Raw genomic sequence first — 23,021 nt, 5'->3', positions numbered from 1 at the left:
CCCGCACCCCCGTCGGGGGTGCGGGCCTCCTGCGCGTTCCGGGTCGTGTCGAGCCGGAGGCGGGTCAGCGGGGGTCGGCGGGGTCCGACGGCTCGGCGCGCAGCGCGTCCGCGAGCTCCTCCTCGGGGCGCGGCGGGACCGTCTCGTCGTCCTCGAGGACCTCGAGCTCGTGGTCGGGGGCGCCCGGCAGGTCCGCCCCGGGCTGCTCGCTCACCGGGCACCGCCCGGGGTGTCGTAGGACGAGTGCGGGCGGGCACCGGGGTGCTCCGGCCCGGTGTCCCCCGGGACCGCCTGCTCGGCGTCCTCGGCGCTGATCGTCACACCGGCCAGCGGGTCGCCGGCGGCCGTGCCGTCCGCGCTGCCCTCGCCGCGCTGGTCCATCACCGGCGGCGGCACCGAGGCGCCGGTGGCGCGGGCCGTGCCGTTGCTGCGGTCGGCGATGGCCGAGAGGGTCTCCGGGTTCGCGGAGGGCTGCACCTGGCCGGTGCCGCCGTCGTCGTCGTGGGTGCTCACACCTCAGACCATGGCGCGAACAGCGCCGTGCGGCGACTCGTGGCGGGCTCCGGGGAGCACCGTCGGCGCAGCGGGGGCCACCGACGCGTCCGCACCGCGGGTGACGGGCACCGGCAGCAGCTGCTCCTCGAGCGTGCGCAGGTCGACCCGGAGGACGACGTCGGCGGGGAGCGGCTCCCAGCCGTCCACGCGCAGGCCGGAGGAGGAGACCACGACGGCGCCGTCCTCGGCGCGGCGGCGCCACAGCTGGTAGTAGCCGGTGCGGTGCCCGATGGGCAGCTCCTCCTCGGCGAGACCGCTCGCGTCGAAGTCCTCGTGGGGGATGCGGGCGCCGGCGCTGACGTGCACCACCACGAGCTCGCGCGGGGAGACCAGCACGGCGTTGAGGCTGGAGGAGGGGAAGAGGGGAGCCAGCTGCGCGGCCGCGGCGGCGGCGCCCTGCGCGAGGTCCCCGGTGGCGGCGGCGCGCTCGCGCACGAGCGCCGCGTACCGCTCGCTGTCGGTGGCGCCGACGAGCGCCGCCCGCGACGCCGGCTCGAGCAGCTCCTCCAGGCGCACGGCGGGCTTCACGGCACCGTTGTGGGCCAGGGCGACGTCCCCCAGACCCTCGACGCGCCCCACGAAGGGGTGCGTGTTCTCGGGCTGCACCGGCATGCCGGAGCTGGCCAGGCGCAGGTGCAGCAGCCCCGCTCGCGCGCGCAGGCCGTCCGTGAGCTGCTCCAGCGCGGGGTCCCCGTAGCCGCCGCGCGGGCTCCGCCGGGTGCGCAGGGCGTCGTCGTCGAGCCAGGCCGCGCCCCAGCCGTCGTCGTGGAGGCGGGCCATCGAGCGGAAGGCCGCCACCTGGGCGCTGCCGAGCGCCTCCACCAGGGAGCGCGGAGAAGGGGCGGCGAAACCGAGGAGCCTGCACACGCCCACCACGGTAGGCACCCCCGGTGACGTCCGTGTGACAACGACACGGCCCGACCGCCCCGCGCCGACGGTGAGCCTTGCGATGAGTCCGGGCGCGGTCCACGGTCTGGGGTGCGTCCGGCGGCGTCAGCCGTCACGCACCGCACCTGGAGGCAGATGTGTCCTACACGCTCAACCCGTACCTCAACTTCCGCGGCACGGCCCGGGAGGCGATGGAGTTCTACGCCTCGGTCCTGGGCGGGAAGCTCTCGCTGATGACCTTCACCGAGGGCGGCATGCCGATGGGCGGCGAGGAGGACGGCTGGGTCATGCACGGCCAGCTGGACCTGCCCAACGGCATGGTGCTCATGGGCTCCGACACCCCCACCTCGATGCCCTTCGACGAGGTCAAGGGCTTCGCGGTGGCGCTCACCGGCGACGACGGCGACACGCTCCTGGGCTGGTACCGGGCCCTGGCCGCCACGGGGCACGAGGACGTGCCGCTGGCGAAGGCACCGTGGGGCGCGTGGTTCGGCCAGTGCAAGGACCGCTGGGGCACCCCGTGGATGGTCAACGCCGACGGCGTGACCGCCCCCGCCTGACCCCTCTCGTGATCATGGGCGGTCGGCCACCCGGGTGGCCGACCGCCCATGATCACGGTCAGGGGCAGGGGTGGGTCAGCGGCGCACCCAGACGGCGGTGTCGACGGGCAGCAGGAGGCCGCCGTCGGCGGCGTCCTCCAGGTCGTCGCTGGCCAGCAGCACCTCGGCGCCGCACGGCAGGGTCACCGGCCGCTCGGACAGGTTCACCCAGCAGGCGAAGCCGGGGTCGCGGGTGAAGGCGAGCACGCCGTCGAGGGACCCGTCAGCGCTCTCGACCCACGCCATCGCACCGTCGCCGAGGGCCTCCAGCGAGCGCCGCAGCGACAGCGCCGAGCGGTAGAGCTCGAGCGTCGAGGTCGGGTCACCGTCCTGGTCGGCCGCGGTCAGCCCCGCGAAGGACGCGGGCTGCGGCAGCCACGGCGCGCCGGTGGGCGCCGCGCCGTCGGCGCGCTCGCTGAACCCGAAGGGCGCCTCGGCGCCCGACCACGGCAGCGGCACGCGGCAGCCGTCGCGACCGCGGCGCTCGCCGCCGGACTGGAACCACACCGGGTCCTGCAGGGACTCCTCGGGCAGGTCCTCGACCTCGGGAAGGCCCAGCTCGGCGCCCTGGTAGACGTACGCGCCACCGGGCAGCGCCAGCATGAGCAGCGCGGCCGCGCGGGCGCGGCGCAGGCCCAGCTCGAGGTCGGCCGGGCGGCCGGCGAAGTCCTCCTCGCCGCCCAGCTGCGGGCGGTCCTGCTCGCGGGCGTAGCGGGAGACCTCGCGGTAGACGTCGTGGTTGCTCAGCACCCAGGTGGGCGGGGCGCCGACGGCGCGGTGCGCGGCGAGCGTCCTGTCGATGACGTCGCGCAGCTCCGGCTCGCGCCACGCCGAGACGAGGAAGTCGAAGTTGAACGCGGTGTGCAGCTCGTCGGGGCGCAGGTACAGGCCCAGGCGCACCGGGTCGCCGGTCCACGCCTCGGCCACGAAGACCCTCGGGTCGTCGTAGGAGTCGGCGATGGCGCGCCAGCGGCGGTACACCTCGTGGACGTCGTCGCGGTCGAGGAAGGGGTGGTCGCCCGCGCCGAAGGGTCGGTGGGGGTTCTCGAGCACCCCGGTGTCGGGCAGGTCGGCGTGCTTGGTGAGGCCGTGGGCCACGTCGATGCGGAACCCGTCGACGCCGCGGTCGAACCAGAACCGCAGGACGTCGTCGTACTCCGCGCGGACGTCCTCGCTGGTCCAGTCGACGTCGGGCTGCTTGGTGTTGAACAGGTGCAGGTACCACTGGCCGGGCTGCCCGGCCGGGTGGGCGTCGTCACCGACGGCCTCCACCACGCGCGTCCACGCGGGCCCGCCGAAGTGGCTGGTCCAGTCGTTGGGGGGCAGCTCGCCGGTCTCGCCGCGTCCGTCGCGGAAGATGAAGCGCGCCCGCTCGGGGGAGCCGGGGGCGCTGGCGAGGGCCGCCTGGAACCACGCGTGCTCGTCGGAGAGGTGGTTCGGGACGACGTCGAGGATGACGCGCAGCCCGAGGCCGTGCGCCTCGGCGATCATCGCGGTGGCCTGCTCCAGGTCTCCGAACAGCGGCTCGACGGCGCGGTAGTCGGCCACGTCGTAGCCGGAGTCGGCCAGGGGCGAGGGGTACCAGGGGTTGATCCAGATCGCATCGACGCCGAGGGAGGCCAGGTGGGGCAGACGCGCCCGCAGGCCGGTGACGTCTCCGGTGCCGTCACCGTCGCCGTCGGCGAAGGAGCGGATGTAGACCTGGTAGACGACCGCCTCGCGCCACCAGGGGGTGGCGAGGCGGGAGGCGGCGCGCTGCGCGCCGGTGGCGGGGGCCGTGAGGGTCACGGAGTGCTCCGGGAGTGACGTGGGTGTGCGGGGCCGGGGGGTGTGGCTGGGGTGACGCCGGGTGGTGCGCCAGCGATGCTAGATCGATCCACCACCGCGTGTCACGCGCATCCGCACGACTGGCGGACGACCAGCCGCGGTGGCACCGCGAGCTCCAGCGGAGCCGCGCCGGCGGACGGCTCCCGCAGCCGTCGCACCAGCCCCTCCGCGGCGGTGCGGCCCAGCTGCTCGCCGTGCGTGGAGACGGTGGTGAGCGGCGGCTCGTACAGCGCGGCCGCGGGGATGTCGTCGTAGCCGGTCACCGGCAGCGCGCCGGCCCGGCCCGCCTCCCGCAGCGCCCGCAGCAGACCCGTCGCGTGGACGTCGCTGAAGCAGACGGCGCCGTCGGGGGCACGGCCCTCGGCGGCGCGGGACAGCGGTCCCGCCACCGCGTCGCGACCGAGGAGCAGCCCGGTCGGGTCCTCCTGGAGCCAACCCAGCGCCCCCACGACCTCCGCCCCGGGCACGCCCGCCACGGCGTCGTGCACGCCGGCCTCGCGCAGCCGGGCGCTGGCGACGTCGCGGGAGGCCCCCACCAGCAGCAGCCGCCGACAGCCGTGGGCCTGGAGCAGGTGCTCGGCGGCCAGCCGGCCCCCGAGCCTGTCGTCGGGGGCGACCGTCCACGTGCTGGCCCCGTCGACGGGCTGGGTGAGCAGCACGTGCTCGAGGCGCCAGTCGCGCAGCTCGTCCACCAGGGACGCCGGCGTGCCCGCCACCGGTGCCAGCACCAGGCCGGCCACGCGGTGCTCGCGCAGCAGCCCCAGCAGCTCGGCCTGCTGCGCCAGGTCGTGGGCGGCGTTCGCGAGCAGGGGCAGGTACCCCTCCTCGCGCAGCGCCGCCTGCACGCCCACGAGGGCCTGCGCGAAGAACGGGTTGGTGATGTCGCTGACCACCACGCCCACCACCGGCGCGTGCTGGGAGCGCATCGCCGCGGCCACCCGGTCGTACACGTAGCCGAGCTCGGCCATGGCGGCGTGGACGCGCTCGCGCGTGGCGCCCGAGACGCGCCCCTCACCCCGCAGGACGAGGGACGCGGTGGCCCGGGAGACGCCGGCGCGCGCGGCGACGTCGGACAGGGTGACCCGGGCGCTCACGCCCTCGATGATGCCCGTTGCTGCGCCGACGGGCTGGTCAGCGACCCTCAGGACGACGACGGCGGCGCGGGCGGCCGCGGGCCCACCACGGCCGACGGGCGGCAGGCTCCTCCACGAGGTGCTCCTCCGGCTCGACCGCACCCAGCGGGTGGGCCTCCCGCCAGCGCGCCAGCTGCCGGTCGAGGTCCACGAACGCCAGCGCCACCGGCGGCACCTCCTGCGGGCGGCGGTAGGCGGCGTCCAGGCGCTCGTTGAACTGCTCCACCGCAGCGCGGACGGCGTCCTCGGTGGTCTTGCCGGGGACGGCCTCCACCAGCTCCTCGCGCTCGCGGCGCAGGGCCAGCGCCGGGGGCAGCGCGGCGGTCATGTCGGCGCCCTCGCGGCGGGCCCACTCCACCGCCCACTCCCCCGCGGTCTGGCCGAGGACGGCGTCGTCGAGGGGCTTGCCGGCCGCCGACAGCCCGTCGAAGGCGCCGCGCTCGACCGCCTCACGGACCTGCCGGTCCACCCAGGTCTCCCGGCTGACGCCGGGCGGCTTGCGCTGGCTCACCCCTCCATGGTCGCCCCGGTCCCGGCTTGACGCCTCAGCCCGGCTCACCGCGGCGCTTGCGGCGGGCGACCACCACGAGGTCGACGACGAAGCCGACCGCCACGAAGGCCGTGAGGTAGAGGAGCCACGCGGGACCGCGGGCGACGGCGACCCACAGCGAGGCGCCTCCCCACAGGAGCACGCCGAACACCGCGAGCGCCAGCCTCAGGGTCAGCGCGCTGCGGACCGGCGGCCCTCCGTGCTGCTCGCTCCACGAGGGGCCGCCCCGGCCCCACCACCCGGGTCCCTGCCCGGCGCTCCCCCGCCTGTCCGCCACACGCACTCCATACCCTTCGCTCCCGCGGGCACGCAGACCTCATGCGCCTCCTGCGGCGACGACACCCGGGGGCTCATGGTCCGGCCCCCGCGTGCCGACACCGACTGCATGCCGCACGTCGCCCGCCACCGCCTCGTCACGCGCTCCGACTTCGACGGGCTGGTCTGCGCCGTCCTGCTGAAGCACCTCGACCTCATCGACGAGATCACGTTCGTCCACCCCAAGGACGTGCAGGACGGCGCCGTGGAGATCACCGGCCGCGACCTGCTCACCAACCTCCCGTACGACCCGCGCGCCCACGCGGTCTTCGACCACCACCACAGCGAGGCGCTGCGCAACGGCACCCCGGCTCCGGGCGCGGCGGCCCACGTCATCGTGGAGCACGCGCCGTCGGCGGCGCGCGTGGTCTTCGACCACTTCGGGGGCGCGGAGGCGTTCCCGCAGGTGCCGGCCTCGCTCATGACCGCTGTGGACCAGGCGGACTCGGCGCAGTACTCCCTGGAGGAGGTGCTCCGCCCCACCGGCTGGGCGCTGCTGAACTTCCTCATGGACTCCCGCACGGGCCTGGGCCGGTTCCGGGAGTTCCGCATCTCCAACTACGAGCTCATGATGCAGATGATCGACTCGTGCATCGAGCACGCCTCCGCGGAGGAGGTCCTGGCGCTGCCGGACGTCGCCGAGCGGGTGGCGCTGTACGAGGCGCAGGCGGAGCAGTTCGCGGCGCAGCTGCTGCGGGTGAGCACCCTGCACGAGGACGTCGTGGTGGTGGACCTGCGCGGCGAGGACGTCATCCACGCCGGCAACCGCTTCCTGGTCTACGCGCTGTTCCCTGCCGCGCGGGTGTCGGTGCACGTCATGTGGGGCCGCGGCCAGCAGAACACCGTGCTGGCGATGGGCCGCTCGATCCTGGACCGGACCTCCACCGCCGACATCGGCGCGGTGGCCCTGCGCCACGGCGGCGGGGGCCACGAGGCCGCCGGCACCTGCCAGGTGCCCCACGCAGACTCCGAGCGCGTGCTCACCGACGTGGTGGCCTCGCTGTCAGGCTCGCGCGCCGCCGTCGTCGTCCCCGCCTGAGGGTCTGGCTGACGGTCCCGCCAGCGGGGCTCCGGCGGGGCTCGTGCCCGGCCGGCGCCCCGGCAGCGCCGTGATGACGGCGTTGGCGAGCACCACCAGCGCCCCTCCCACCACCTCGTGGGCGCTCACGCGCTCGCCGAGGAGCACCACGCCCGCGAGGAACGCCCACACCGGGTTGACGCTGAGCAGGGTCGAGTACGTGGAGGCGGGCAGGCGCCGGAGCGCGGCCATGTCGGCCGGGTAGGGCAGCGCCGAGGACATCACCCCGCAGACGGCGGCCAGGGCGAGCGCCTGCCACGGCGGGCGGGCCAGCAGGACGACGACGAGCACGGGCAGCGCCCACGCCACCGCCAGCACCGTCGCGGCGGCCGCCGCGCCCTGCAGGCCCGGCAGGCGGGCGCCCAAGGCCCGGCTGAGCAGGATGTACGTGGCCCACGCGGCTGCGGCCGCCAGCGCCAGGAGGATCCCCGCCACGTCGCTGGAGGGACCGGGCGCGACGAGCACGAGCACACCGACCGCTGCGGCGACGGCGGCCAGGACGTCGACGACGCGCCGCGAGGTGCCGACGGCCACGGCCAGCGGCCCGAGGAACTCGACGGTGACCGCCAGTCCCAGGCCGATCCTGTCGACAGCCAGGTAGATGGTGAGGTTCATCAGCCCCATCACCGCGGCCAGGGAGGCCACCAGCACCCAGGTCCGCCGGTCCAGCGACCGCGGTGACCAGCGGACCACGGTGTTGAGGGCCAGGGCGGCCACCACCTGGCGCACCGCGACGACCCCCGGCACGCCCAGGTCGGCGAAGGCCAGGGCACCCACGGCCGCCCCCGTCTGTCCCGAAGCGCTGGCCCCCAGGGCCAGGGCGGTGCCGCTGGCGCGGCGGTCGCGGGGGTGCTCGGCGCTGGCGGCCGCGGCGTCGTCCAGTGCTGCGGCCACGCCTCCATCCTGGCTCCCCCGCGACGGCGTCCTACGGTGGGCGCGTGGACGGTCGGGACCTGCGCGAGGTGGTCGTGCCCCCGGCGGAGCAGGCCCACCGGGTGCGGGAGCTGCTCGACGCGCTGCGAGCCGCCCTCGAGGGTGCAGGCCCGGCGCTGCTGCCGCTGCCCGCCGACTCTGCCGCCGCAGACCGCCTGCGGGCCGCAGCCCGCACCGACCTGACGCTGGCGCAGGGGACCGCGCTGGTGCTGGCGACATCCGGCTCCACCGGCGAGGCGAAGGCCGTGGAGCTGTCCGCCGACGCCCTGGTGACCTCCGCCCGCGCCACCGCGGCGCGGCTGGGCGGCCACGGCCGGTGGCTGCTGGCGCTGCCGCTGGAGCACGTGGCCGCCTGGCAGGTGCTCGTGCGCAGCGCGGTGGCGGGCACGCGGCCCGTCGTCGCTCCGCCCGGTGACCCGTCCGCGCTGCCCGGCGCTGTCGCGGCCCTCGAGGACGGCACGGACGCGCCGCACTTCGCCTCCCTGGTGCCGACGCAGCTGGCCCGCGCCCTCGAGGTGCCGGAGGCGGCGGACGCGCTGGCGCGCCTGGACGCCGTGCTGCTGGGCGGCGCTGCGGCTCCCGCTCCCCTGCTCGCCCGCGCGGAGCGGGCGGGGGTGCGCGTGGTGCGCACCTACGGGTCCACGGAGACCTCCGGCGGCTGCGTCTACGACGGGGTGGCGCTCGACGGCGTCGCCGTCGCCCTGGAGGCCACCGGGCAGGGTGATGAGGACGACGACGAGGGCCGCGTCCTGCTGAGCGGTCCCGTGCTCGCCACCGGCTACCGCGGCCGCCCGGACCTGACCGCCGAGGCGTTCGTGGAGCGCGACGAGCGGCGCTGGTACGCGACCAGCGACCTCGGCCGCGTCGACGCGGCGGGGCGCCTGTCGGTGCTGGGCCGCCTCGACGACGTCGTCGTGACGGGGGGCCGCAAGGTCGCGCCGCTGGCCGTGGAGCGGGTGGTCGCCGAGCTGCCCGGCGTCGCCGACGTGCTGGTGGTGGGCGTGCCCGACCCGGAGTGGGGGCAGCGGGTGGTGGCGCTGGTGGTGCCCGCCGCCGGCAGCGCGGTCCCCTCGCTGGACGCCGTGCGCGGCGCCGTCCGCGAGCGCCTCGGGGCGGCCTCGGCGCCGCGCGACCTGCTGGTCGTGGAAGCGGTGCCGGTGCGGGGCATCGGCAAGCCCGACCGCCGGGCTGCCGCCGCCCTCGCCGTCCGCCTGCTCGCCACCCCGTCCTGACTCCTCCCCCTCCCCCACGGTCAAGCACCTGCGCGCCACCTCGGGCCCCCTCACCACGGCGATCGAGCACCTGAGCGCCAGACCCTGTCGCGATCACTCACCTCAGCGCGGCGTCGTGGCTGAAGACGTCCCTTCCGTGACCGCGCGCACAGCGCGGGGTCACGGCGTCTCTGCTCCTAGCCCGACGCTGCGGCGGGCCACCTGGGTCGCCACCGAGGCCAGCGCCCCGGCGTCCGGGCGACCCGCGCGGACGGCGTCGTCGACGAGCTCCGTCACGCCGCCACGAGGAAGACCGCCACCGGCGCCGGGGGGCTCGACGCCGCGATCGCGCAGGATCGCGGCGAACGCGTTCACCAGAGCGTCGTCGGTGACCTCGTCCCGGATGAGCACGCGGCCGTGGAAGGGCAGGTCCCGTGACTGACCGTCGGTCGTCCAGGAGAAGAAGGGCGATGACACCCTCCGGGGTGCAGCCCTAGCGTTGCGAGATGGACGAGCCCACGGCTCCTGCTGACCCCCTGCCGCACGTGGTCGAGCACTACGAGAGCTACGACGAGGCAGGACGGCTGACGCGCGGCCAGGGACGCCTCGAGGGGTTGCGCACGCGCAGACTGCTGCAGCAGTGGCTTCCGCCGGCACCCGCCGTCGTCGTCGACGTCGGGGGCGCCGCCGGGGCCTACGCGGTACCGCTGGCCGAGCAGGGGTACGAGGTGCACCTGCTCGACCCGGTGCCAAGGCACCTGCGGCAGGCGCGGGACGCGAGCGCGGCAGCCGCCTCGCCACTGGCGTCGGTCACCGCGGCCGACGCGAGGTCACTGCCGCTGACCGACCGCTGTGCCGACGCCGTGCTGCTGCTGGGTCCGCTCTACCACCTGACAGCCCGACCCGACAGGCTGCTGGCGCTGCGCGAGGCCCGTCGCGTGCTGCGCCCCGGCGGCCTGGTGGTGGCGGCGGCGATCAGCCGGTGGGGCTCCGCCTCCGATGCGGTGCACCGGGCGCGCCTGCGCGACGACTTCGTGGCCGAGGAGGTCTTGCACGACGTGGCGACCGGGGAGCACCGCCACGTCGAGCACCGCCGCGACTGGTTCACCGCCGCCTACCTGCACCGGCCGGAGGACCTGGCCGCCGAGGTGGCGGATGCCGGCTTCTCGGTGGACGGTCCCGTGGCCGTGGAGGGACTGGCGGCCTGGGCTCCCGACGTCGACGCGGTGCTGGACGATCCTGTGGCCGGTGAGCGACTGCTCGCCCTGCTGGCCACCACCGAGCGCGAACCGTCCTTGCTGGGCGCAGGCTCCCACCTCCTCGTGGCCGGCCGCCTCGCCTGACCGGTCCCCCACGAGGGGGCAGGGGTGACTCGCACCCGCCTCACGCGGCGGGGCAGGCTGGAGGGGTGAGCACCCAGAACCCTCACGACGACGACGCCCCCCTCCCCGAGCGCGCCCGCTCCTTCGGGGCGGCTGCGGCCGGGTACGCCGCGGTCCGCCCCACCTACCCGGCCGAGGCGCTGGACTTCCTGCTCGACGGCCTCGCCGGCGGGTTCGGGGAGCGCAGGCTGCGCGCCGCCGACGTCGGCGCGGGCGCCGGGGCGCTGACGGTCCGGCTCGTCGAACGCGGGCTGGAGGTGGTGGCGGTCGACCCCGACCCGCAGATGCTCGCGCAGCTGCACGTGGACGTCCCCGGCGTCCCCACCTTCGTGGGCACCGCGGAGCATCTGCCCCTCCCTGACGCCGCCGTCGACCTCGTGGTGCTGGGACAGGCGTGGCACTGGGTGGACCCCGCGCCCGCCAGCGCCGAGGTGGGCCGGGCGCTCGCCCCGGGCGGCCGGCTGGGGCTGCTGTGGAACCGGCGGGACGAGACCGTGCCCTGGGTGGCCGCCCTCGGCGACCTGCTCGCCCCAGCCCCCCACATGGCAGCGCGCGCCGCCGACCCGCAGATCGGCGCGCCGCTGGTCGACGCCGAGCAGCACACCACCGGTCGATGGACGCACGAGCTCTCCCCGGAGGACGTCGTGGGGCTCGCCGCCAGCCGCAGCTACGTGCTCACCGCGGCACCCGAGGAGCGGCAGCGGGTGCTGGACGGCGTGCGCGACCTGCTCGCCACCCACCCCGAGACCGCCGGTCTGGAGCGCATCCCCGTGCCGTACACGACCACCTGCTGGCGAGCCCGCCGTCCCTGACCCCCGTGGCACGCCGACCCCTGGCCCGGTAGTGGCGCCGACTCGCGTGATGGTCACCGCCGAGGGCGTCCACCCCGACCGCGGTCAGGGGCGGTCGGGCACCTACAGTCCTCAGGTGGCGAGCGCGGGTCAGTGGGTGGCCGGTGCGCGTCCGAGGACCCTCCCCGCAGCGCTGGCGCCCGTGCTGGTCGGCACCGGAGCCGCAGCACTGGTCGGCTCCGCGCATCCCGTGCGAGCCCTGCTGGCCGCGCTCGTGGCCCTCGCGCTGCAGGTGGGCGTCAACTACTCCAACGACTACTCCGACGGCGTCCGCGGCACCGACAAGGACCGCGTGGGGCCGCTGCGGCTCACCGCGTCCGGGGTCGCCGCCCCGAAGGCCGTGCTGCGGGCAGCGCTGCTCTCCTTCGCCCTCGCGGGGGTCGCGGGCGTGGCGCTCGTCGCCCTGTCGGGGGCGTGGTGGCTGCTGGTGGTCGGCGCCCTCGCCGTCGTCGCCGCCTGGACCTACACCGGGGGGCCGCGCCCCTACGGCTACGCGGGGCTCGGCGAGGTGTTCGTCTTCCTCTTCTTCGGGCTGGTGGCCACCCTGGGCACCACCTACACGCAGACCGGCTCGCTGAGCGCGGCCAGCTGGGCCGGGGCCGTGGCCGTCGGGTCGCTGGCCTGCGCGATCCTCGTGGCCAACAACCTGCGCGACGTGCCCACCGACGCGGTGGCCGGCAAGCGCACCCTCGCGGTGCGCCTGGGCGAGCCGCGCACGCGCACCCTGTACGCCGCGCTGCTCGTGGTGCCCTACGCGCTCCTCGCCGTGCCGGCGCTCACAGCGCCGCGGGCTCCGCTGGCGCTGGTGGCGCTCGTCACAGTCCCGCTGGCCGTCGGAGCCGCCCGGACGGTGCTGCGCGGCGCCGCCGGACGCGCCCTGGTGCCCGTGCTGGGCGCCACCGGCCGGCTGGAGCTGGTCTACGCGCTGCTGCTGGGCCTCGGTCTGGCGCTCACGCCGCTGCTCTGACGCCGGCGCGGCGCCGGTGAACGCCGCGCCGGCGTCAGAGGGACTCGCGCTGGGCGTCGTCGTCGGCGTCCTCGGCGGCCGCGTCGCGCTCAGCAGCGGAGACGCGCCCCGAGCGCTGCCGCTCGGCGTCACGAGCGGCGACCTTCTCGCGGCGCTGGGCGGTGCGCTGCTCCAGCCGCTCCACCAGCGCGCGGCGGGGACCACCGAGCACGAGGTAGGACAGCAGCGCGGAGACCACGAGGGCGAAGACCACGAGCAGCAGCTCCCGCATGCCCGCGGCGTACCCCAGGAGGGCCACGAGGAAGAACAGCAGGATCCGCATGAGCGCGTAGCGGATGAAGGGAGACACAGCACGAGCGTAGGTGGACGACGTGCTTACCATCGTCAGGTGCCGATGCTGGTCGCCCTCGTGGCTCTCGTGCTGGGGATCTACGCGCTGGTCGACTGCCTGCGCACCACCGGGGCCCAGGTGCGCGGGCTGCCCGTGGCGGTGTGGGTGGCGGTCATCGTCCTCCTCCCCGTCGTGGGGCCGCTGGCCTGGCTGCTCGCCGGCCGCACCCACGGGGACCGCCCGGCCCCGCCGGTCAGCGCCCCTCGTGGCGCCGCCCCCAAGGGACCCGACGACGACGAGGACTTCCTGCGCTCGCTCGACCGCAAGCACCGCGGCGACGTCTGAGCCCCTGCTCCCCACCGAGCCCTCCTCACGCGAAGAGCCCCGGGACCCTGCTGGGTCCCGGGGCTCTTCGCTCACGCTGGCGGCTCCTGCGCCAGGGGCGGTCAGCCGATCCCGGCGTAGGAGTGGTTGCCGGGGAAGAAGACGTTGACCACGCCGTAGTTGATCATCAGGCAGGCGAAGCCGGCCATCGACAGGTACGCCGCGCGGCGCCCGTTCCAGCCACCCGTCGCGCGGGCGTGGAGGTAGGCGGCGTAGACCACCCAGATGATGAAGGTCCACACCTCCTTGGGGTCCCAGTTCCAGTACCGGCCCCAGGCGACCTCGGCCCAGATGGCGCCGGCCACCAGCGTGAACGCCCACAGCGGGAACGAGATGGCGATGAGCCGGTAGGACAGCTTCTCCAGGTCCGCCGCGGTGGGCAGGGCCTCCATGAAGCGGCCGGCGCCGGGGGTGCTGCCGGCGGCCCGCTGCGCCTCGCGGCGCTCCTGCACCAGCTGGAGCACGGTGGTGGAGAACGCCAGCACGAACAGCGCCGAGCTCACGAACGCCACCGACACGTGGATGATCAGCCAGTAGCTCTGCAGCGCCGGCACCAGCGGCGCGGAGTCGGTGTAGAGGACGGCGACGGCGAGGCCCAGGCTCAGCAGCACCGGCGCCAGCACGAAGGTGGACAGCCAGCGCACGTCGCGCCGCGTCAGGACCAGCAGGTAGACGAGGACGACGACGGAGGTGCCCGTCACCGAGAACTCGTACATGTTGCCCCAGGGCGCCCGGTGCGCCGAGAGCCCGCGCGTGACCACCCCGCCGACGTGCAGCAGCAGCGCCAGCACGGTCAGCGAGGTGGCGATGCCCGCGGCCTTGCGGGGCGCGCCGTCCTCGGCGAGCGAGACCGGCTCCTCGGAGGCCGAGGTGCGGACCACGGTCGCGGTCCCCACACCGCCGGCGCTCCTGGCGCTCAGCTGCTGGCCCTTGCCCTGCTGCTTCTTGCGCATCCGCGCGCTGGCACGCTCGCCGAGGGCGGCGAGGTCCATGGCGCTGGCGCCGAGGGCCAGGGTGTACACGGCCATGGCCGAGTAGACGAGGGCGTTGCTGGCCGAGGCCAGCGACTCGTCGACGCTCACGGCTCCTCCTGTCGCGGGGGTGGCTGGGTCTTGTCGGTGTCTGTGGCGGTGTCGTCCGGAGAGGCGCCTCCCGACGGCGCGGCGGGCAGCCGCGCGAGCACGGCGGCGAGCACGGCGTCGGCCTCGGTGGCCAGGCCGTGGTCCTCGCTGCGGGCCAGCGCGCCGACCTCGAGCAGCGTCCCACCGCTGGCCGACGCCGCGCGGACCCACAACCGGCGACGCGGCACGAAGAGCGACGCGGTGAGGCCGACGATGGCCAGCAGGGAGAAGACGAGCGCGGCGGCGCGGGCCGGGTCGTGCCGGACGGTGAAGCCGGCGTAGCGCTCGACGCGGTCGAACGTCACCGACCCGAGGCCGTTCGGCAGCTGGTAGGTCTCCCCGGGCTTCATGGCGAAGCGCAGCGGCTGCCCGTCGGGGCTGGTGACGCGCTGCATGCGCGAGGTGTCGAGCTCGTACACGTTCTGCGGCACGCCGTCGTTGATGCCGAGGTCCCCCGTGTAGGCGAAGAGCAGCAGCTCGGGGTTCTCGAGGTCGGGGAAGGTCGAGACCGGCACCCCGTCCGAGTTCGGCGAGGCCGTCGGCAGGAAGAGGCCCTGCAGCCCCAGGTCGCCGTAGGTCCCTGCGGCGGGGATCTTCACCACGCCGGTGGACGTGTAGTTGGCGTCCTGAACGAGGAAGGGGGTGCCCTGGTCGAAGACGACGTTCCCCGCGGCGTCGCGCACCGTGATCACCGGGGCGTAGCCGTTGCCCGCCAGGTAGACCGACGCACCGCCCGCCCGCAGCGGCTCGTTGACCTTGATCTGCTCCTTGCGCGCCGGGTCTCCCGGGGCGTCGGTCACGGTGACGTCGGCGGAGAAGCTGCGCGGCGCGCCGAACTGGTTGCCGGTGGAGTCCCTGTCGAAGGCCACGTGCAACGCGTCGAGGGTGAAGGCGAACGGCGGCAGGGAGTTCCCGTCGACCAGGGCGCCCGGGTCCCAGCTGTCGTAGGCGGCCTGCGAGTTGGCGTAGGCGTCGCCCTGCTCGACGATCACCTGCGCGCGGTAGCCCCACAGCCCGCCGACGGCGATGGCGATGAGCACTCCGACGAGGGCCAGGTGGAAGAGCAGGTTGCCGGTCTCCCGCAGCTCTCCGCGCTGCCCGGCCAGCGACGGGCCGCGGCGGTCGTCGGAGAAGTCCGCCGTGCGGTAGCGACGCGCGCGCAGCACCTCCTGGGCCACGCGCAGCACGTCGCCCGGAGCGGCGTCCACCGGGACGGCGCGGTGCTCGGGAAGCCGTGACAGGCGGGCCGGGGTGCGCGGCGGCGCCTGGCGCAGGTTGGCCAGGTGCACCTTGGTGCGCGGCAGCACGCAGCCGACCAGGCTGATGAACAGCAGCAGGTAGACGGCGGAGAACCACGGCGAGGAGTAGACGTCGAAGAGGCTGACGCGGTTGAGCCACGGCGCGAGGTCGGGGTGGTCCTGGTAGTACTGGGCGACCGCGACCTGGTCGATGTTGCGCTGCGGGAACAGGGAGCCGGGCACCGCGAGGACGGCGAGCAGCATCAGCAGCAGCAGCGCCGTGCGCATGCTCGTCAGCTGGCGCCACGTCCAGCGGACCCACCCGACCAGGCCGAGCCCGACGGGCCGGCCCTCGGGGGCCGGCGGCTCGGCGTCGGTGCGCCGCTCCTCGACGGTCGTCATGCGTGTGCTCCCACCATCAGACCGGGGTCTCCCAGCTGGCGAGGCTGCCCTGCAGCGCGCCGACCCACTGGCCCCACAGGCCGCTGACGAGCAGCACCCCGACCACGACGAGGGCCACGCCACCGGTCCGCGCGATGACGAGCCGCCGCTGGCGCAGCCAGTCGAGCGCACGGGCCGAGCGTCCGAGGCCGAGGGCGACGAGCACGAACGGCAGACCGAGCCCCAGGCAGTAGGCGATCGTCAGGAGCACACCCCGCGAGGCGGTGCCGGAGTTGGTCGCGAGCGTGAGCACCACGCCGAGCGTCGGGCCGATGCACGGCGTCCAGCCCAACCCGAACGTCGCGCCGAGCAGCGGTGCACCGACGAGCCCGGCCGCCGGTCGCCAGCGCACCTTGGCCTCCCCGCGCAGCCCCGGCACCACGCCGAGGAACGCCAGCCCCATGAGCACGACGACGACGCCCATCCACCGGGTCAGCTCGAGCTGGTGCCCGACGAGGAAGGCACCGAGGGCCCCGAAGGCCGCGCCGGCAGCCACGAAGACCGCCGAGAACCCCAGCACGAACAGCACCGCACCGAGCAGCAGCCGTCCGCGGCGCTGGCGCTCGAGGTCGACACCGGTCAGCCCCGTCACGTAGCCGAGGTAGCCGGGCACCAGCGGCAGGACGCACGGCGAGGCGAAGCTCACCAGGCCGGCCACCGCGGCGACGAGCGCAGCGAGCAGCAGCGGGCCGCTCCCGGCGACGCCCTGGAAGAGCTCTGCGGCGCTCACGCGCTGGTCCCAGCGCCCGCGTCGCCGCTGTCGGCCCGCCCGCTGCGCACGTCGTCGATGACTCCGCGCAGCACGCTCTCCTCGACCTTGCCCACGACGCACGCCGCGGGCCGCCCCTCGGTGTCGAGGACGACCGTGGAGGGCACGGCGGTCGGCGGGATGGTCCCGCGCAGCGCGAGCAGCCCCTGCCCCGAGCCCTTGTCGAGGATGCTCGGGTACGGGATGGCGAACTCGCGCTCGAAGTTCTGGGCCTGCGCCTGCCCGTCGCGCGTGTTGAGACCGAGGAAGCGCACGTCGGGGTTGTCGCCCGCGACCTTCGCCAGGTGGGGTGCCTCCGCCCGGCACGGGGCGCAGGCGGCGTACCAGACGTTGATCACCACGACCTGCCCGCGCCACGCGGCGACGTCAGCGGTGTCGCCCGTCGTCGTCGTCCCCGACAGGACCACCGGCTGGCCGCGGTCCGCCACCGGCAGGATGGTCAGGTCGCCGTTGCCGGAGACGTAGCCCTGCTGGTTGCCGGTGTCACCGCTGGTCTGCCCGAGCCCCTGGCAGGCGGCGAGGGCCGCGGCGGCCGGCAGGGCGAGGGCGCCCGCCAGCAGCGCGCGGCGCGAGGGCCCCTGCCGGCCGGGGAGGCCGCTCACGCGGCACCCGCCGTGTCGACGGCGCCGGGCAGCAGCGAGGCGGCGGGCTCGCGGTAGTCCACCCCCACCAGCGCCGTGCCGTCGAAGCGCAAGGTGGTCAGGCTGGCCAGGGTGCACTCGCGCTTGCGCGGGTCGTGCCAGAGGCGGCGGCCCTCGGCGCGGCGGCGGGCGGAGTAGATGGGCAGCTGGTGGGCGACGAGCACGGTCTCGTGACCGGCGTTGCGCGCGGCGGCCTCGCGGGCCACGGCGAGCACCCGCTCGGCCTGCTCGGCGTACGGCTCGCCCCAGGAGGGGCGCAGGGGGTTGCGCAGCACCCACCAGTGGCGAGGGCGGGTGAGGGCGCCGTCCCCGACTCCGAAGGTGAGGCCCTCGAAGTGGTTGGCGGCCTCGATGAGCCGCTCGTCGGCGCCCACGGGCACGCCGAAGGCCTCGGCGACGGGTGCGGCGGTCTCCTGGGCCCGCTGCAGCGGGGACGCGACCACCTCGACCACGTCGGCGCCCTCCTCGGCGAGGGTCTTCGCCACGAGCGCGGCCATGGCCTGGCCCCGCTCGGAGAGGCGGTAGCCCGGGAGCCGGCCGTAGAGCACGCGCCCGGGGTTGTGGACCTCCCCGTGGCGCAGCAGGTGGACGGCGGTCAGGGCCATGCCGACAGCATCCCACCCGCACCTGGGTGCCGGGGCCGCGCGCCGGACGCCTGCGCGCGACATCACACGCGCCGCGCGGCGACCCGACCCCCGGCGCCCCCGGCTGGACGGGTCACCCCCGCCCAGCGCCTCAGGGCTGGATGCTGACGACGCCCAGGTCGCGCGTGGAGCTCAGGGTGCCGCGCACGCCCTCGCCGCTGTAGCTGCCCGAGGTGGGGGCCACGTCGGCGTAGTCGCGGCCGACGGCGACGGTGAGGTGGCCTCCACCGGCCCGCTTGTCGTTGCACGGGTCGAAGGCCACCGCCACGGCGCCGGGACGCCCCTCCACGAGCCCGGGGACGACGACGTCGACCCACGCGTGGGTCCCGCCCTGCCCGATGAGGTGCCCCGACACGTAGCGGGTGGGGATGCCCAGGTGGCGCATCACCGCGATCATCACGTGCGCGTAGTCCTGGCAGACGCCGACGCCTCCGGCGAGGGCCTGTGCGGCGGTGGTGCGCGTCGTCGTCGTCCCGAACTCGTAGCGGAACCGGGCGTGCACGGCGGAGCAGACGCGCTCGGCGGTCTCCAGGGGGTTCTCGGGGCGGCGCAGCGACTCGGCCAGCTCGACGACGGCCTCGTCGGGTCGGGTGAGGTGCGTCGGCGCCAGCAGGCGCGGGTCCCGCAGGGCCGTGCGCGGGGCGGTCGCGTGCGCCGCGTGGGGGGCGGAGGGCGCCACGCGCTCCAGCACGGCGGCCAGCCGGAACTCGACGCCCTCGGCCACGCGGTCGGCCCGGACGCGGGTGACGGTGTTGCCGAAGGCGTCGCGGCGGTCGCTGCGCCGGACGCCGCCGTCCTCCAGGCCGGTGACGCTCAGGGTTGCCAGGCGGCGGTGGACGTCGCCGTGCACCGCCGGGGGCAGCACCACGAGGCGCTGCCGCAGGTCCGTGACGGGCGCGTCGTAGGTGTACCGGAACGTCTGCTCGAGCCGGTAGACCACGCGGGCCGCGGCGTCGAGCTCGGCGGTCTGCGCGGTGAGCAGGGGAGCGCTGAGCGCGTCGAGCATCACGAGGGGACCCCTTCAGCAGAGCCGCCAACAGCGGTGATCGCCGTCATGCACGGATCCTGCACGTCTTCCGTTTCCACGGTGTTGCGCCGCACCGGCGCTCTCCCTCGATCGGCCGACGCGGCCCGCTGCTTGAGCCGTCCGGGTGGGGTCCTGCCTACCCCCGCTGCGCCGCGGCCGCAGCCCGGGCGGCCCCCGGGAGGGCGTCGAGGACGACGCCGACCGCCTCGTCGTCGTGCGCCGCCGAGCAGAACCACGACTCGTAGCAGGACGGCGGCAGGTGCACCCCGGCGTCGAGCATGGCGTGGAAGAACGCGGCGAAGGCGCCGGCGTCCTGGGTGCGGGCGGTGTCGTAGTCGACCACTCGGGTGTCGGTGAAGAAGACGCTGAACATGCTGCCCGCGACCCCCAGGGTGTGGGGGACGCCCTCGGCCGCGAGCGCCGCGGAGGCCGCCTCGCGGAGGGTGGCGGCGACGGCGTCGACGCGGGCGTAGACCTCCTCGGTGCAGCGCTGGAGCGTGGCGAGGCCCGCGGCGGAGGCCACGGGGTTCCCCGAGAGCGTGCCCGCCTGGTAGACGGGACCGGCCGGGGCCAGGTGGGCCATGACGTCGGCGCGGCCGCCGAAGGCCGCCACCGGGAAGCCGCCCCCCATGACCTTGCCGAAGGTGAACAGGTCCGGCGCCAGGGCCTGCTCCCCCGCGCCGTCACCGAGGTCCGCGGTCTGGCGGCCCTCCAGCCCGAACCAGCCGGCGCGGGAGAGGCGGAACCCGGTCATCACCTCGTCGCTGATGAGCAGGGCGCCGGCGCGGCGGGTCTCCCGCAGCAGCGCCGCGGTCCACCCCGGCGCGGGGGGCACCACGCCCATGTTGCCCGCGGCGGCCTCGGTGATGACGCACGCGATCCGGTCTCCGTGGGCGGCGAAGGCCTGCTCCAGCGCGGGGACGTCGTTGAAGGGCAGCACGAGCGTCTCCGCGGCGCTCTCCGGGGTGACGCCGGGGGTGTCGGGCAGGGCGAAGGTGGCCAGGCCGGAGCCGGCCGAGGCCAGCAGCGCGTCGACGTGGCCGTGGTAGCAGCCGGCGAACTTCACCACGACGGGCCGGCCGGTGAAGCCGCGGGCCAGGCGGATCGCGCTCATCGTGGCCTCGGTGCCGGAGCTGACCAGGCGCACCTTCTCCAGCGGCTCCACGCGCGCTACGAGCTCCTCGGCGAGCAGCACCTCGCCCTCGCTGGGCGTGCCGAAGCTGAAGCCCTTGGCCGCTGCGGCCACCACCGCCTCGCGGACGCCGGGGTGGCCGTGGCCCAGGATCATGGGGCCCCACGAGCCGATGAGGTCCACGCGGCGCACGCCGTCGGCGTCGGTGAGCCACGGGCCCTCGGCCGACGCGGTGAAGCGCGGGGTGCCGCCCACCGCGCGGAACGCCCGCACCGGGGAGTTGACGCCTCCCGGCAGCACGGCGCTCGCGCGCTCGAACAGCGCCTGGGAGGCGGGAGCGGGCGTGGAGCCCGGGGCGGGGCTGGTCGGGCTGGTGGAGGTCACCAGACCATCCTCCCCGCGCACCCCCGCGACGACGAGCGGGCCTAGCGTGCGGGTGTGACCGACGGCGCGCTGGAGGGAGCGGCGGGCCTGCTGCTCGCGGCCGCCGGCCTGGGCGTGGCCGGTCTGGACCCCACCGGGGCGCTGCTGGCCGTCGCGGCGCTCGCCGCCGGCGCGCGCCCCCGCGCGGTGCTGGCCTTCGGCGCCCTGGTGCTCGTGCTCACCGCCGGGCTGGGCGTGGTGCTGTCGGTGACCGCCGGCGCCTCCCTGGCCGGCGTCGACTGGGCGGGCGCCCTGCCGGGCGGGCCGGTCACCGCCGCGCTCGAGGCGCTCGCCGGCGCGCTGGCGCTCGGGTGGGCCGCGCGTCGGCTGCGGCGGGGTGCCGACGCGGTCCGCGAGGAGGCCGCCGCGGACGCGGGACGGCGGTCGGGGGCGCGCCTGGCGGGAGGGGCGGGCCTGACGGGCGCCGCCGTCGTCTTCACCGCCGGTGCGGTGCTCGACCCGTCCTTCGTCGGGCTCGTGGTCCTCGCCGGTCGCGGTGAGCCGCTGGTGGGGGTGGTGGCGGCGCACCTCGTGTGGTCGGTGGTGAGCCAGGCGCCGCTGGTGCTGCTGCTCGTGGCCGTGGCCCGCGGCGGCCACGAGCGGGCGGCGGCGCTGTTCGCCCGCTGGTGGGACCGGGTGCGCCCGGCCGTGCACCACCTGGTCACCGCGGCGCTCGCGCTGCTCGGCGCGGGCCTGCTGCTGGACGCGGGCTGGTACGCCGCCACGGGACGGTTCCTCGTCCTCGACCCCGGCCCCTGAGCCGCGGCCCGTCCCCCTGGGCCGCCCTCGGGCGGTCGTGCGCCGGGGCGACCATCATGAGCGCCGTGCCCGGCACCCCCCGCTCGACCTCCTCGCGCGACATCCGGCGGTGGCGACGGCTGCTCGCCGACGAGCAGTACGAGGCCACCGTCTACCGGCGCCTCGCGCAGCGGCGCGGCGGCGAGGAGCGCGAGGTGCTGCTGGCCCTGGCGGAGGCTGAGGGCCGCCACGCCGCGCACTGGGCGGCGCTCATCGAGCAGGCCACGGGCGCACCCCCGCGCCCCGGTCGCCCCAGCACCGGGCTGCGGCTGCTGGCGCTGCTGGCGCAGCGCTTCGGGTCCGTGTTCGTGCTGGCCCTGGCGCAGCAGGCGGAGGCGCGGTCCAGCTACGGCAGCGAGCCGCACGCCACCGCCGCGATGGCCGCCGACGAGCAGGTGCACGGCGAGGTGGTGCGCGGCCTGGCGGCGCGCGGGCGCGCCCGGGTGTCGGGCACCTTCAGGGCCGCGGTCTTCGGCGCCAACGACGGGCTGGTGTCCAACCTCGCGCTCGTGCTGGGCGTGGCCGGCGCCGGCACGGGCACGCAGGCCATCCTGCTGACGGGGATCTCGGGGCTGCTCGCGGGCGCGCTGTCGATGGCCGCTGGCGAGTACGTCTCGGTGCGCTCCCAGCGCGAGCTCATCGCCGCCTCCGCGCCGGCACCGCACTCGCCGTCGGTGGTGGGCGCGCTCGACGTCGACGCCAACGAGCTGGCGCTGGTCTACCGGGCCCGGGGGATGGCCGAGGCCGAGGCCGAGCGGCACGCCGCCGAGCAGCTCGCCGCGCTGCAGGGCGGCCAGCCGGGGCACGGGCGGGCTGCCGCGGCGCGGCCCCTGTCCCCGTCGCCCGGCCTGGGGGTGCCCCCGGAGGATGACGGCGACGACGTCGTCGGCAGCGCCTGGGCCGCCGCGGGCTCCTCGTTCGTGTTCTTCGCCAGCGGCGCGCTGGTGCCGGTGCTGCCCTTCCTGGTCGGGCTGGAGGAGGTGGCCGCGCTGGCCACCGCGCTGGTGCTCGTGTCGTTGGCGCTGCTGTCCACGGGCGCGGTGGTCGGGGTGCTCAGCGGGGGGCCGCTGCTGCCGCGGGGGCTGCGGCAGCTGGCCATCGGCCTGGGCGCCGCGGCCGTGACCTACCTGCTGGGGCTGGCGTTCGGCACGACCCTCGGCTGAGGGACCGGCCGGCCCCCACCGGGTCAGCGCAGGTGCTCGGCCAGCTTCGTGCAGATGCGGCCGAGCGCCTCGACGTCCTCGGCGGTGAGCTGGTCGAAGAGGTGCTCGCGCACCCCGGTGACGTGCAGCGGCGCGGCCGCCTCGAGGGCGGCGGAGCCCGCGGGCGTCATGACGGCCAGCACGCCGCGGCGGTCCTCCGGGCAGGCGCGCCGCTCGACGAGCCCGCGGTCCTGCAGCCGGGAGATGGCGTGCGTGAGGCGGCTGCGGGAGTGGACGAGGTCGTCGGCGAGGTCCGACATGCGCAGCGACCTCTCCGGCGACTCCGACAGCCGCACGAGCAGCTCGTAGTCGGCCAGGGACAGGTCGTGGGAGGACTCGTCCAGCTCCTGGTTGAGGCGCCGGGTCAGCAGCTGGGTGGCCTCGAGGTAGGTGCGCCAGGTGCGCTGCTCGTCGGCGTCCAGCCAGCGGGTCCGGGCACTCGTCTCGGCGGTGGTCTCAGTGGTCTGGGGCACGCGGGCCACCTCCGGGTGTGGACACGACGGGAACAAAGTTGAATGTTGAACCATTATGCGTCACAGTGGAGGCGCAGCGCACCTCCGCGGCGCCTGATCCGCTCGTCG

At 76.0% G+C, this 23,021-nt stretch carries 27 protein-coding genes; 9 read left to right on the top strand and 18 right to left on the bottom strand.

Translation table 11 applies throughout. From position 1 onward, the window contains the following. Positions 1–64 precede the first annotated feature (64 nt). From FMM08_RS22770 to FMM08_RS00210, 3 genes are read right to left on the bottom strand one after another with little or no spacing between them, the layout of a single operon-like run. Positions 65–214 (bottom strand): hypothetical protein, encoded by a 150-nt coding sequence (locus FMM08_RS22770; protein WP_187279441.1) that lies wholly within the window; start codon positions 212–214, stop codon positions 65–67. Continuing rightward, positions 211–513: a hypothetical protein gene (locus FMM08_RS00215; protein ID WP_147924362.1), complete on the bottom strand. Its 303-nt coding sequence runs from the start codon at positions 511–513 to the stop codon at positions 211–213. Before FMM08_RS00215 ends, FMM08_RS22770 begins: the two co-directional genes overlap by 4 nt. Positions 514–516: 3 nt before the next feature. Further along, the gene (locus FMM08_RS00210) at positions 517–1,422 is read right to left on the bottom strand and encodes a class II glutamine amidotransferase (RefSeq protein ID WP_147924361.1); all 906 of its coding nucleotides are present in this window, start codon (positions 1,420–1,422) and stop codon (positions 517–519) included. A 158-nt stretch (positions 1,423–1,580) separates the two neighbouring features. Between FMM08_RS00210 and FMM08_RS00205 the strand changes: the two genes are divergently transcribed. Next, positions 1,581–2,003, top strand: coding sequence for a VOC family protein (locus FMM08_RS00205; protein ID WP_147924360.1), 423 nt, complete (start codon positions 1,581–1,583; stop codon positions 2,001–2,003). Positions 2,004–2,078: 75 nt separating this feature from the next. Here the strand turns inward: FMM08_RS00205 and FMM08_RS00200 are convergent, their stop codons facing one another. The 4 genes from FMM08_RS00200 to FMM08_RS00185 all read right to left on the bottom strand — a co-directional run bounded on the left by FMM08_RS00200 (position 2,079) and on the right by FMM08_RS00185 (position 5,829). Then, entirely contained in the window at positions 2,079–3,830 is a 1,752-nt protein-coding gene (locus FMM08_RS00200; protein ID WP_147924359.1) for a glycoside hydrolase family 13 protein, read from the bottom strand. Between the two features lie 101 nt (positions 3,831–3,931). Continuing rightward, positions 3,932–4,963 (bottom strand): LacI family DNA-binding transcriptional regulator, encoded by a 1,032-nt coding sequence (locus FMM08_RS00195; protein ID WP_187279440.1) that lies wholly within the window; start codon positions 4,961–4,963, stop codon positions 3,932–3,934. A 37-nt stretch (positions 4,964–5,000) separates the two neighbouring features. After that, on the bottom strand, positions 5,001–5,513 hold the full coding sequence (locus FMM08_RS23915; protein WP_147924357.1) for a DnaJ family domain-containing protein: 513 nt from the start codon (positions 5,511–5,513) through the stop codon (positions 5,001–5,003). Between the two features lie 34 nt (positions 5,514–5,547). After that, a complete protein-coding gene (locus FMM08_RS00185) occupies positions 5,548–5,829 on the bottom strand; it encodes a DUF6343 family protein (protein WP_147924356.1) in 282 nt (93 codons plus the stop codon). Positions 5,830–5,937: 108 nt separating this feature from the next. Between FMM08_RS00185 and FMM08_RS00180 the strand changes: the two genes are divergently transcribed. Then, positions 5,938–6,906 carry an exopolyphosphatase gene (locus tag FMM08_RS00180; protein ID WP_147924355.1) on the top strand — a complete coding sequence of 323 codons (969 nt, stop codon included), beginning with the start codon at positions 5,938–5,940 and terminating at the stop codon, positions 6,904–6,906. Here FMM08_RS00180 and FMM08_RS00175 read toward each other — a convergent pair. Continuing rightward, the gene (locus FMM08_RS00175; protein ID WP_222710241.1) at positions 6,871–7,839 is read right to left on the bottom strand and encodes an EamA family transporter; all 969 of its coding nucleotides are present in this window, start codon (positions 7,837–7,839) and stop codon (positions 6,871–6,873) included. The genes FMM08_RS00180 and FMM08_RS00175 overlap by 36 nt on opposite strands. A gap of 44 nt (positions 7,840–7,883) precedes the next feature. On the opposite strand from FMM08_RS00175, the gene menE reads away from it, so the two are divergent. Continuing rightward, the gene (menE, locus tag FMM08_RS00170; RefSeq protein WP_255471892.1) at positions 7,884–9,110 is read left to right on the top strand and encodes an o-succinylbenzoate--CoA ligase; all 1,227 of its coding nucleotides are present in this window, start codon (positions 7,884–7,886) and stop codon (positions 9,108–9,110) included. Between the two features lie 159 nt (positions 9,111–9,269). On the opposite strand, the gene FMM08_RS00165 is transcribed toward menE, so the two are convergent. Beyond that, entirely contained in the window at positions 9,270–9,566 is a 297-nt protein-coding gene (locus FMM08_RS00165; RefSeq protein WP_147924354.1) for a hypothetical protein, read from the bottom strand. Positions 9,567–9,595: 29 nt separating this feature from the next. Between FMM08_RS00165 and FMM08_RS00160 the strand changes: the two genes are divergently transcribed. From FMM08_RS00160 to FMM08_RS00150, 3 genes are all read left to right on the top strand, one after another. Continuing rightward, positions 9,596–10,432, top strand: coding sequence for a class I SAM-dependent methyltransferase (locus tag FMM08_RS00160; protein ID WP_147924353.1), 837 nt, complete (start codon positions 9,596–9,598; stop codon positions 10,430–10,432). A gap of 65 nt (positions 10,433–10,497) precedes the next feature. Continuing rightward, positions 10,498–11,283, top strand: a complete 786-nt coding sequence (locus FMM08_RS00155; protein WP_147924352.1) for a class I SAM-dependent methyltransferase — start codon at positions 10,498–10,500, stop codon at positions 11,281–11,283. Positions 11,284–11,398: 115 nt separating this feature from the next. Beyond that, positions 11,399–12,289, top strand: coding sequence for a 1,4-dihydroxy-2-naphthoate polyprenyltransferase (locus FMM08_RS00150; protein WP_147924351.1), 891 nt, complete (start codon positions 11,399–11,401; stop codon positions 12,287–12,289). Positions 12,290–12,323: 34 nt separating this feature from the next. Here the strand turns inward: FMM08_RS00150 and FMM08_RS00145 are convergent, their stop codons facing one another. Next, on the bottom strand, positions 12,324–12,638 hold the full coding sequence (locus FMM08_RS00145; protein WP_187279439.1) for a DUF4229 domain-containing protein: 315 nt from the start codon (positions 12,636–12,638) through the stop codon (positions 12,324–12,326). Positions 12,639–12,683: 45 nt separating this feature from the next. Here FMM08_RS00145 and FMM08_RS00140 point away from each other — a divergent pair, with 45 nt between their 5' ends. Next, entirely contained in the window at positions 12,684–12,965 is a 282-nt protein-coding gene (locus tag FMM08_RS00140; protein WP_147924801.1) for a PLD nuclease N-terminal domain-containing protein, read from the top strand. A gap of 101 nt (positions 12,966–13,066) precedes the next feature. On the opposite strand, the gene ccsB is transcribed toward FMM08_RS00140, so the two are convergent. The 7 genes from ccsB to hemL form a co-directional block, all read right to left on the bottom strand. After that, positions 13,067–14,086 carry a c-type cytochrome biogenesis protein CcsB gene (gene ccsB / locus FMM08_RS00135; RefSeq protein ID WP_222710239.1) on the bottom strand — a complete coding sequence of 340 codons (1,020 nt, stop codon included), beginning with the start codon at positions 14,084–14,086 and terminating at the stop codon, positions 13,067–13,069. Further along, positions 14,083–15,765: a cytochrome c biogenesis protein ResB gene (gene resB / locus FMM08_RS00130; protein ID WP_147924349.1), complete on the bottom strand. Its 1,683-nt coding sequence runs from the start codon at positions 15,763–15,765 to the stop codon at positions 14,083–14,085. The genes ccsB and resB overlap by 4 nt, the downstream gene beginning before the upstream one ends. A gap of 16 nt (positions 15,766–15,781) precedes the next feature. After that, entirely contained in the window at positions 15,782–16,534 is a 753-nt protein-coding gene (locus tag FMM08_RS00125) for a cytochrome c biogenesis CcdA family protein (RefSeq protein WP_147924348.1), read from the bottom strand. Next, positions 16,531–17,175: a TlpA family protein disulfide reductase gene (locus FMM08_RS00120; protein WP_147924347.1), complete on the bottom strand. Its 645-nt coding sequence runs from the start codon at positions 17,173–17,175 to the stop codon at positions 16,531–16,533. Before FMM08_RS00120 ends, FMM08_RS00125 begins: the two co-directional genes overlap by 4 nt. Beyond that, positions 17,172–17,819, bottom strand: a complete 648-nt coding sequence (locus FMM08_RS00115) for a histidine phosphatase family protein (RefSeq protein ID WP_147924346.1) — start codon at positions 17,817–17,819, stop codon at positions 17,172–17,174. The genes FMM08_RS00120 and FMM08_RS00115 overlap by 4 nt, the downstream gene beginning before the upstream one ends. A 130-nt stretch (positions 17,820–17,949) precedes the next feature. Next, a complete protein-coding gene (locus FMM08_RS00110) occupies positions 17,950–18,864 on the bottom strand; it encodes a transglutaminase family protein (protein WP_255471975.1) in 915 nt (304 codons plus the stop codon). A gap of 157 nt (positions 18,865–19,021) precedes the next feature. Next, the gene (gene hemL, locus FMM08_RS00105; protein ID WP_147924799.1) at positions 19,022–20,404 is read right to left on the bottom strand and encodes a glutamate-1-semialdehyde 2,1-aminomutase; all 1,383 of its coding nucleotides are present in this window, start codon (positions 20,402–20,404) and stop codon (positions 19,022–19,024) included. Positions 20,405–20,455: 51 nt separating this feature from the next. Here hemL and FMM08_RS00100 point away from each other — a divergent pair, with 51 nt between their 5' ends. Then, the gene (locus tag FMM08_RS00100) at positions 20,456–21,199 is read left to right on the top strand and encodes a hypothetical protein (protein WP_147924344.1); all 744 of its coding nucleotides are present in this window, start codon (positions 20,456–20,458) and stop codon (positions 21,197–21,199) included. A 56-nt stretch (positions 21,200–21,255) separates the two neighbouring features. After that, complete coding sequence (locus FMM08_RS00095) at positions 21,256–22,401, top strand: VIT1/CCC1 transporter family protein (RefSeq protein WP_147924343.1); 1,146 nt, start codon at positions 21,256–21,258, stop codon at positions 22,399–22,401. Positions 22,402–22,424: 23 nt separating this feature from the next. On the opposite strand, the gene FMM08_RS00090 is transcribed toward FMM08_RS00095, so the two are convergent. Next, complete coding sequence (locus FMM08_RS00090) at positions 22,425–22,913, bottom strand: MarR family winged helix-turn-helix transcriptional regulator (RefSeq protein ID WP_255471888.1); 489 nt, start codon at positions 22,911–22,913, stop codon at positions 22,425–22,427. Positions 22,914–23,021 lie beyond the last annotated feature (108 nt).

The sequence above is a fragment of the Quadrisphaera setariae genome, from assembly GCF_008041935.1.
Taxonomy (GTDB): Bacteria; Actinomycetota; Actinomycetes; order Actinomycetales; family Quadrisphaeraceae; genus Quadrisphaera; species Quadrisphaera setariae.
This window is presented reverse-complemented; position numbering and strand designations above follow the sequence as displayed.

What these genes read in the sequence shown, in the direction of transcription:
- FMM08_RS00180 (WP_147924355.1), top strand. Translation starts at nt 5,938, where the DNA reads ATGCCGCACGTCGCCCGCCACCGCCTCGTCACGCGCTCCGACTTCGAC.
- FMM08_RS00160 (WP_147924353.1), top strand. Translation starts at nt 9,596, where the DNA reads ATGGACGAGCCCACGGCTCCTGCTGACCCCCTGCCGCACGTGGTCGAG.
- FMM08_RS00140 (WP_147924801.1), top strand. Translation starts at nt 12,684, where the DNA reads ATGCTGGTCGCCCTCGTGGCTCTCGTGCTGGGGATCTACGCGCTGGTC.
- resB (WP_147924349.1), bottom strand. Translation starts at nt 15,765, where the DNA reads ATGACGACCGTCGAGGAGCGGCGCACCGACGCCGAGCCGCCGGCCCCC.
- FMM08_RS00115 (WP_147924346.1), bottom strand. Translation starts at nt 17,819, where the DNA reads ATGGCCCTGACCGCCGTCCACCTGCTGCGCCACGGGGAGGTCCACAAC.
- FMM08_RS00110 (WP_255471975.1), bottom strand. Translation starts at nt 18,864, where the DNA reads ATGCTCGACGCGCTCAGCGCTCCCCTGCTCACCGCGCAGACCGCCGAG.
- FMM08_RS00095 (WP_147924343.1), top strand. Translation starts at nt 21,256, where the DNA reads ATGAGCGCCGTGCCCGGCACCCCCCGCTCGACCTCCTCGCGCGACATC.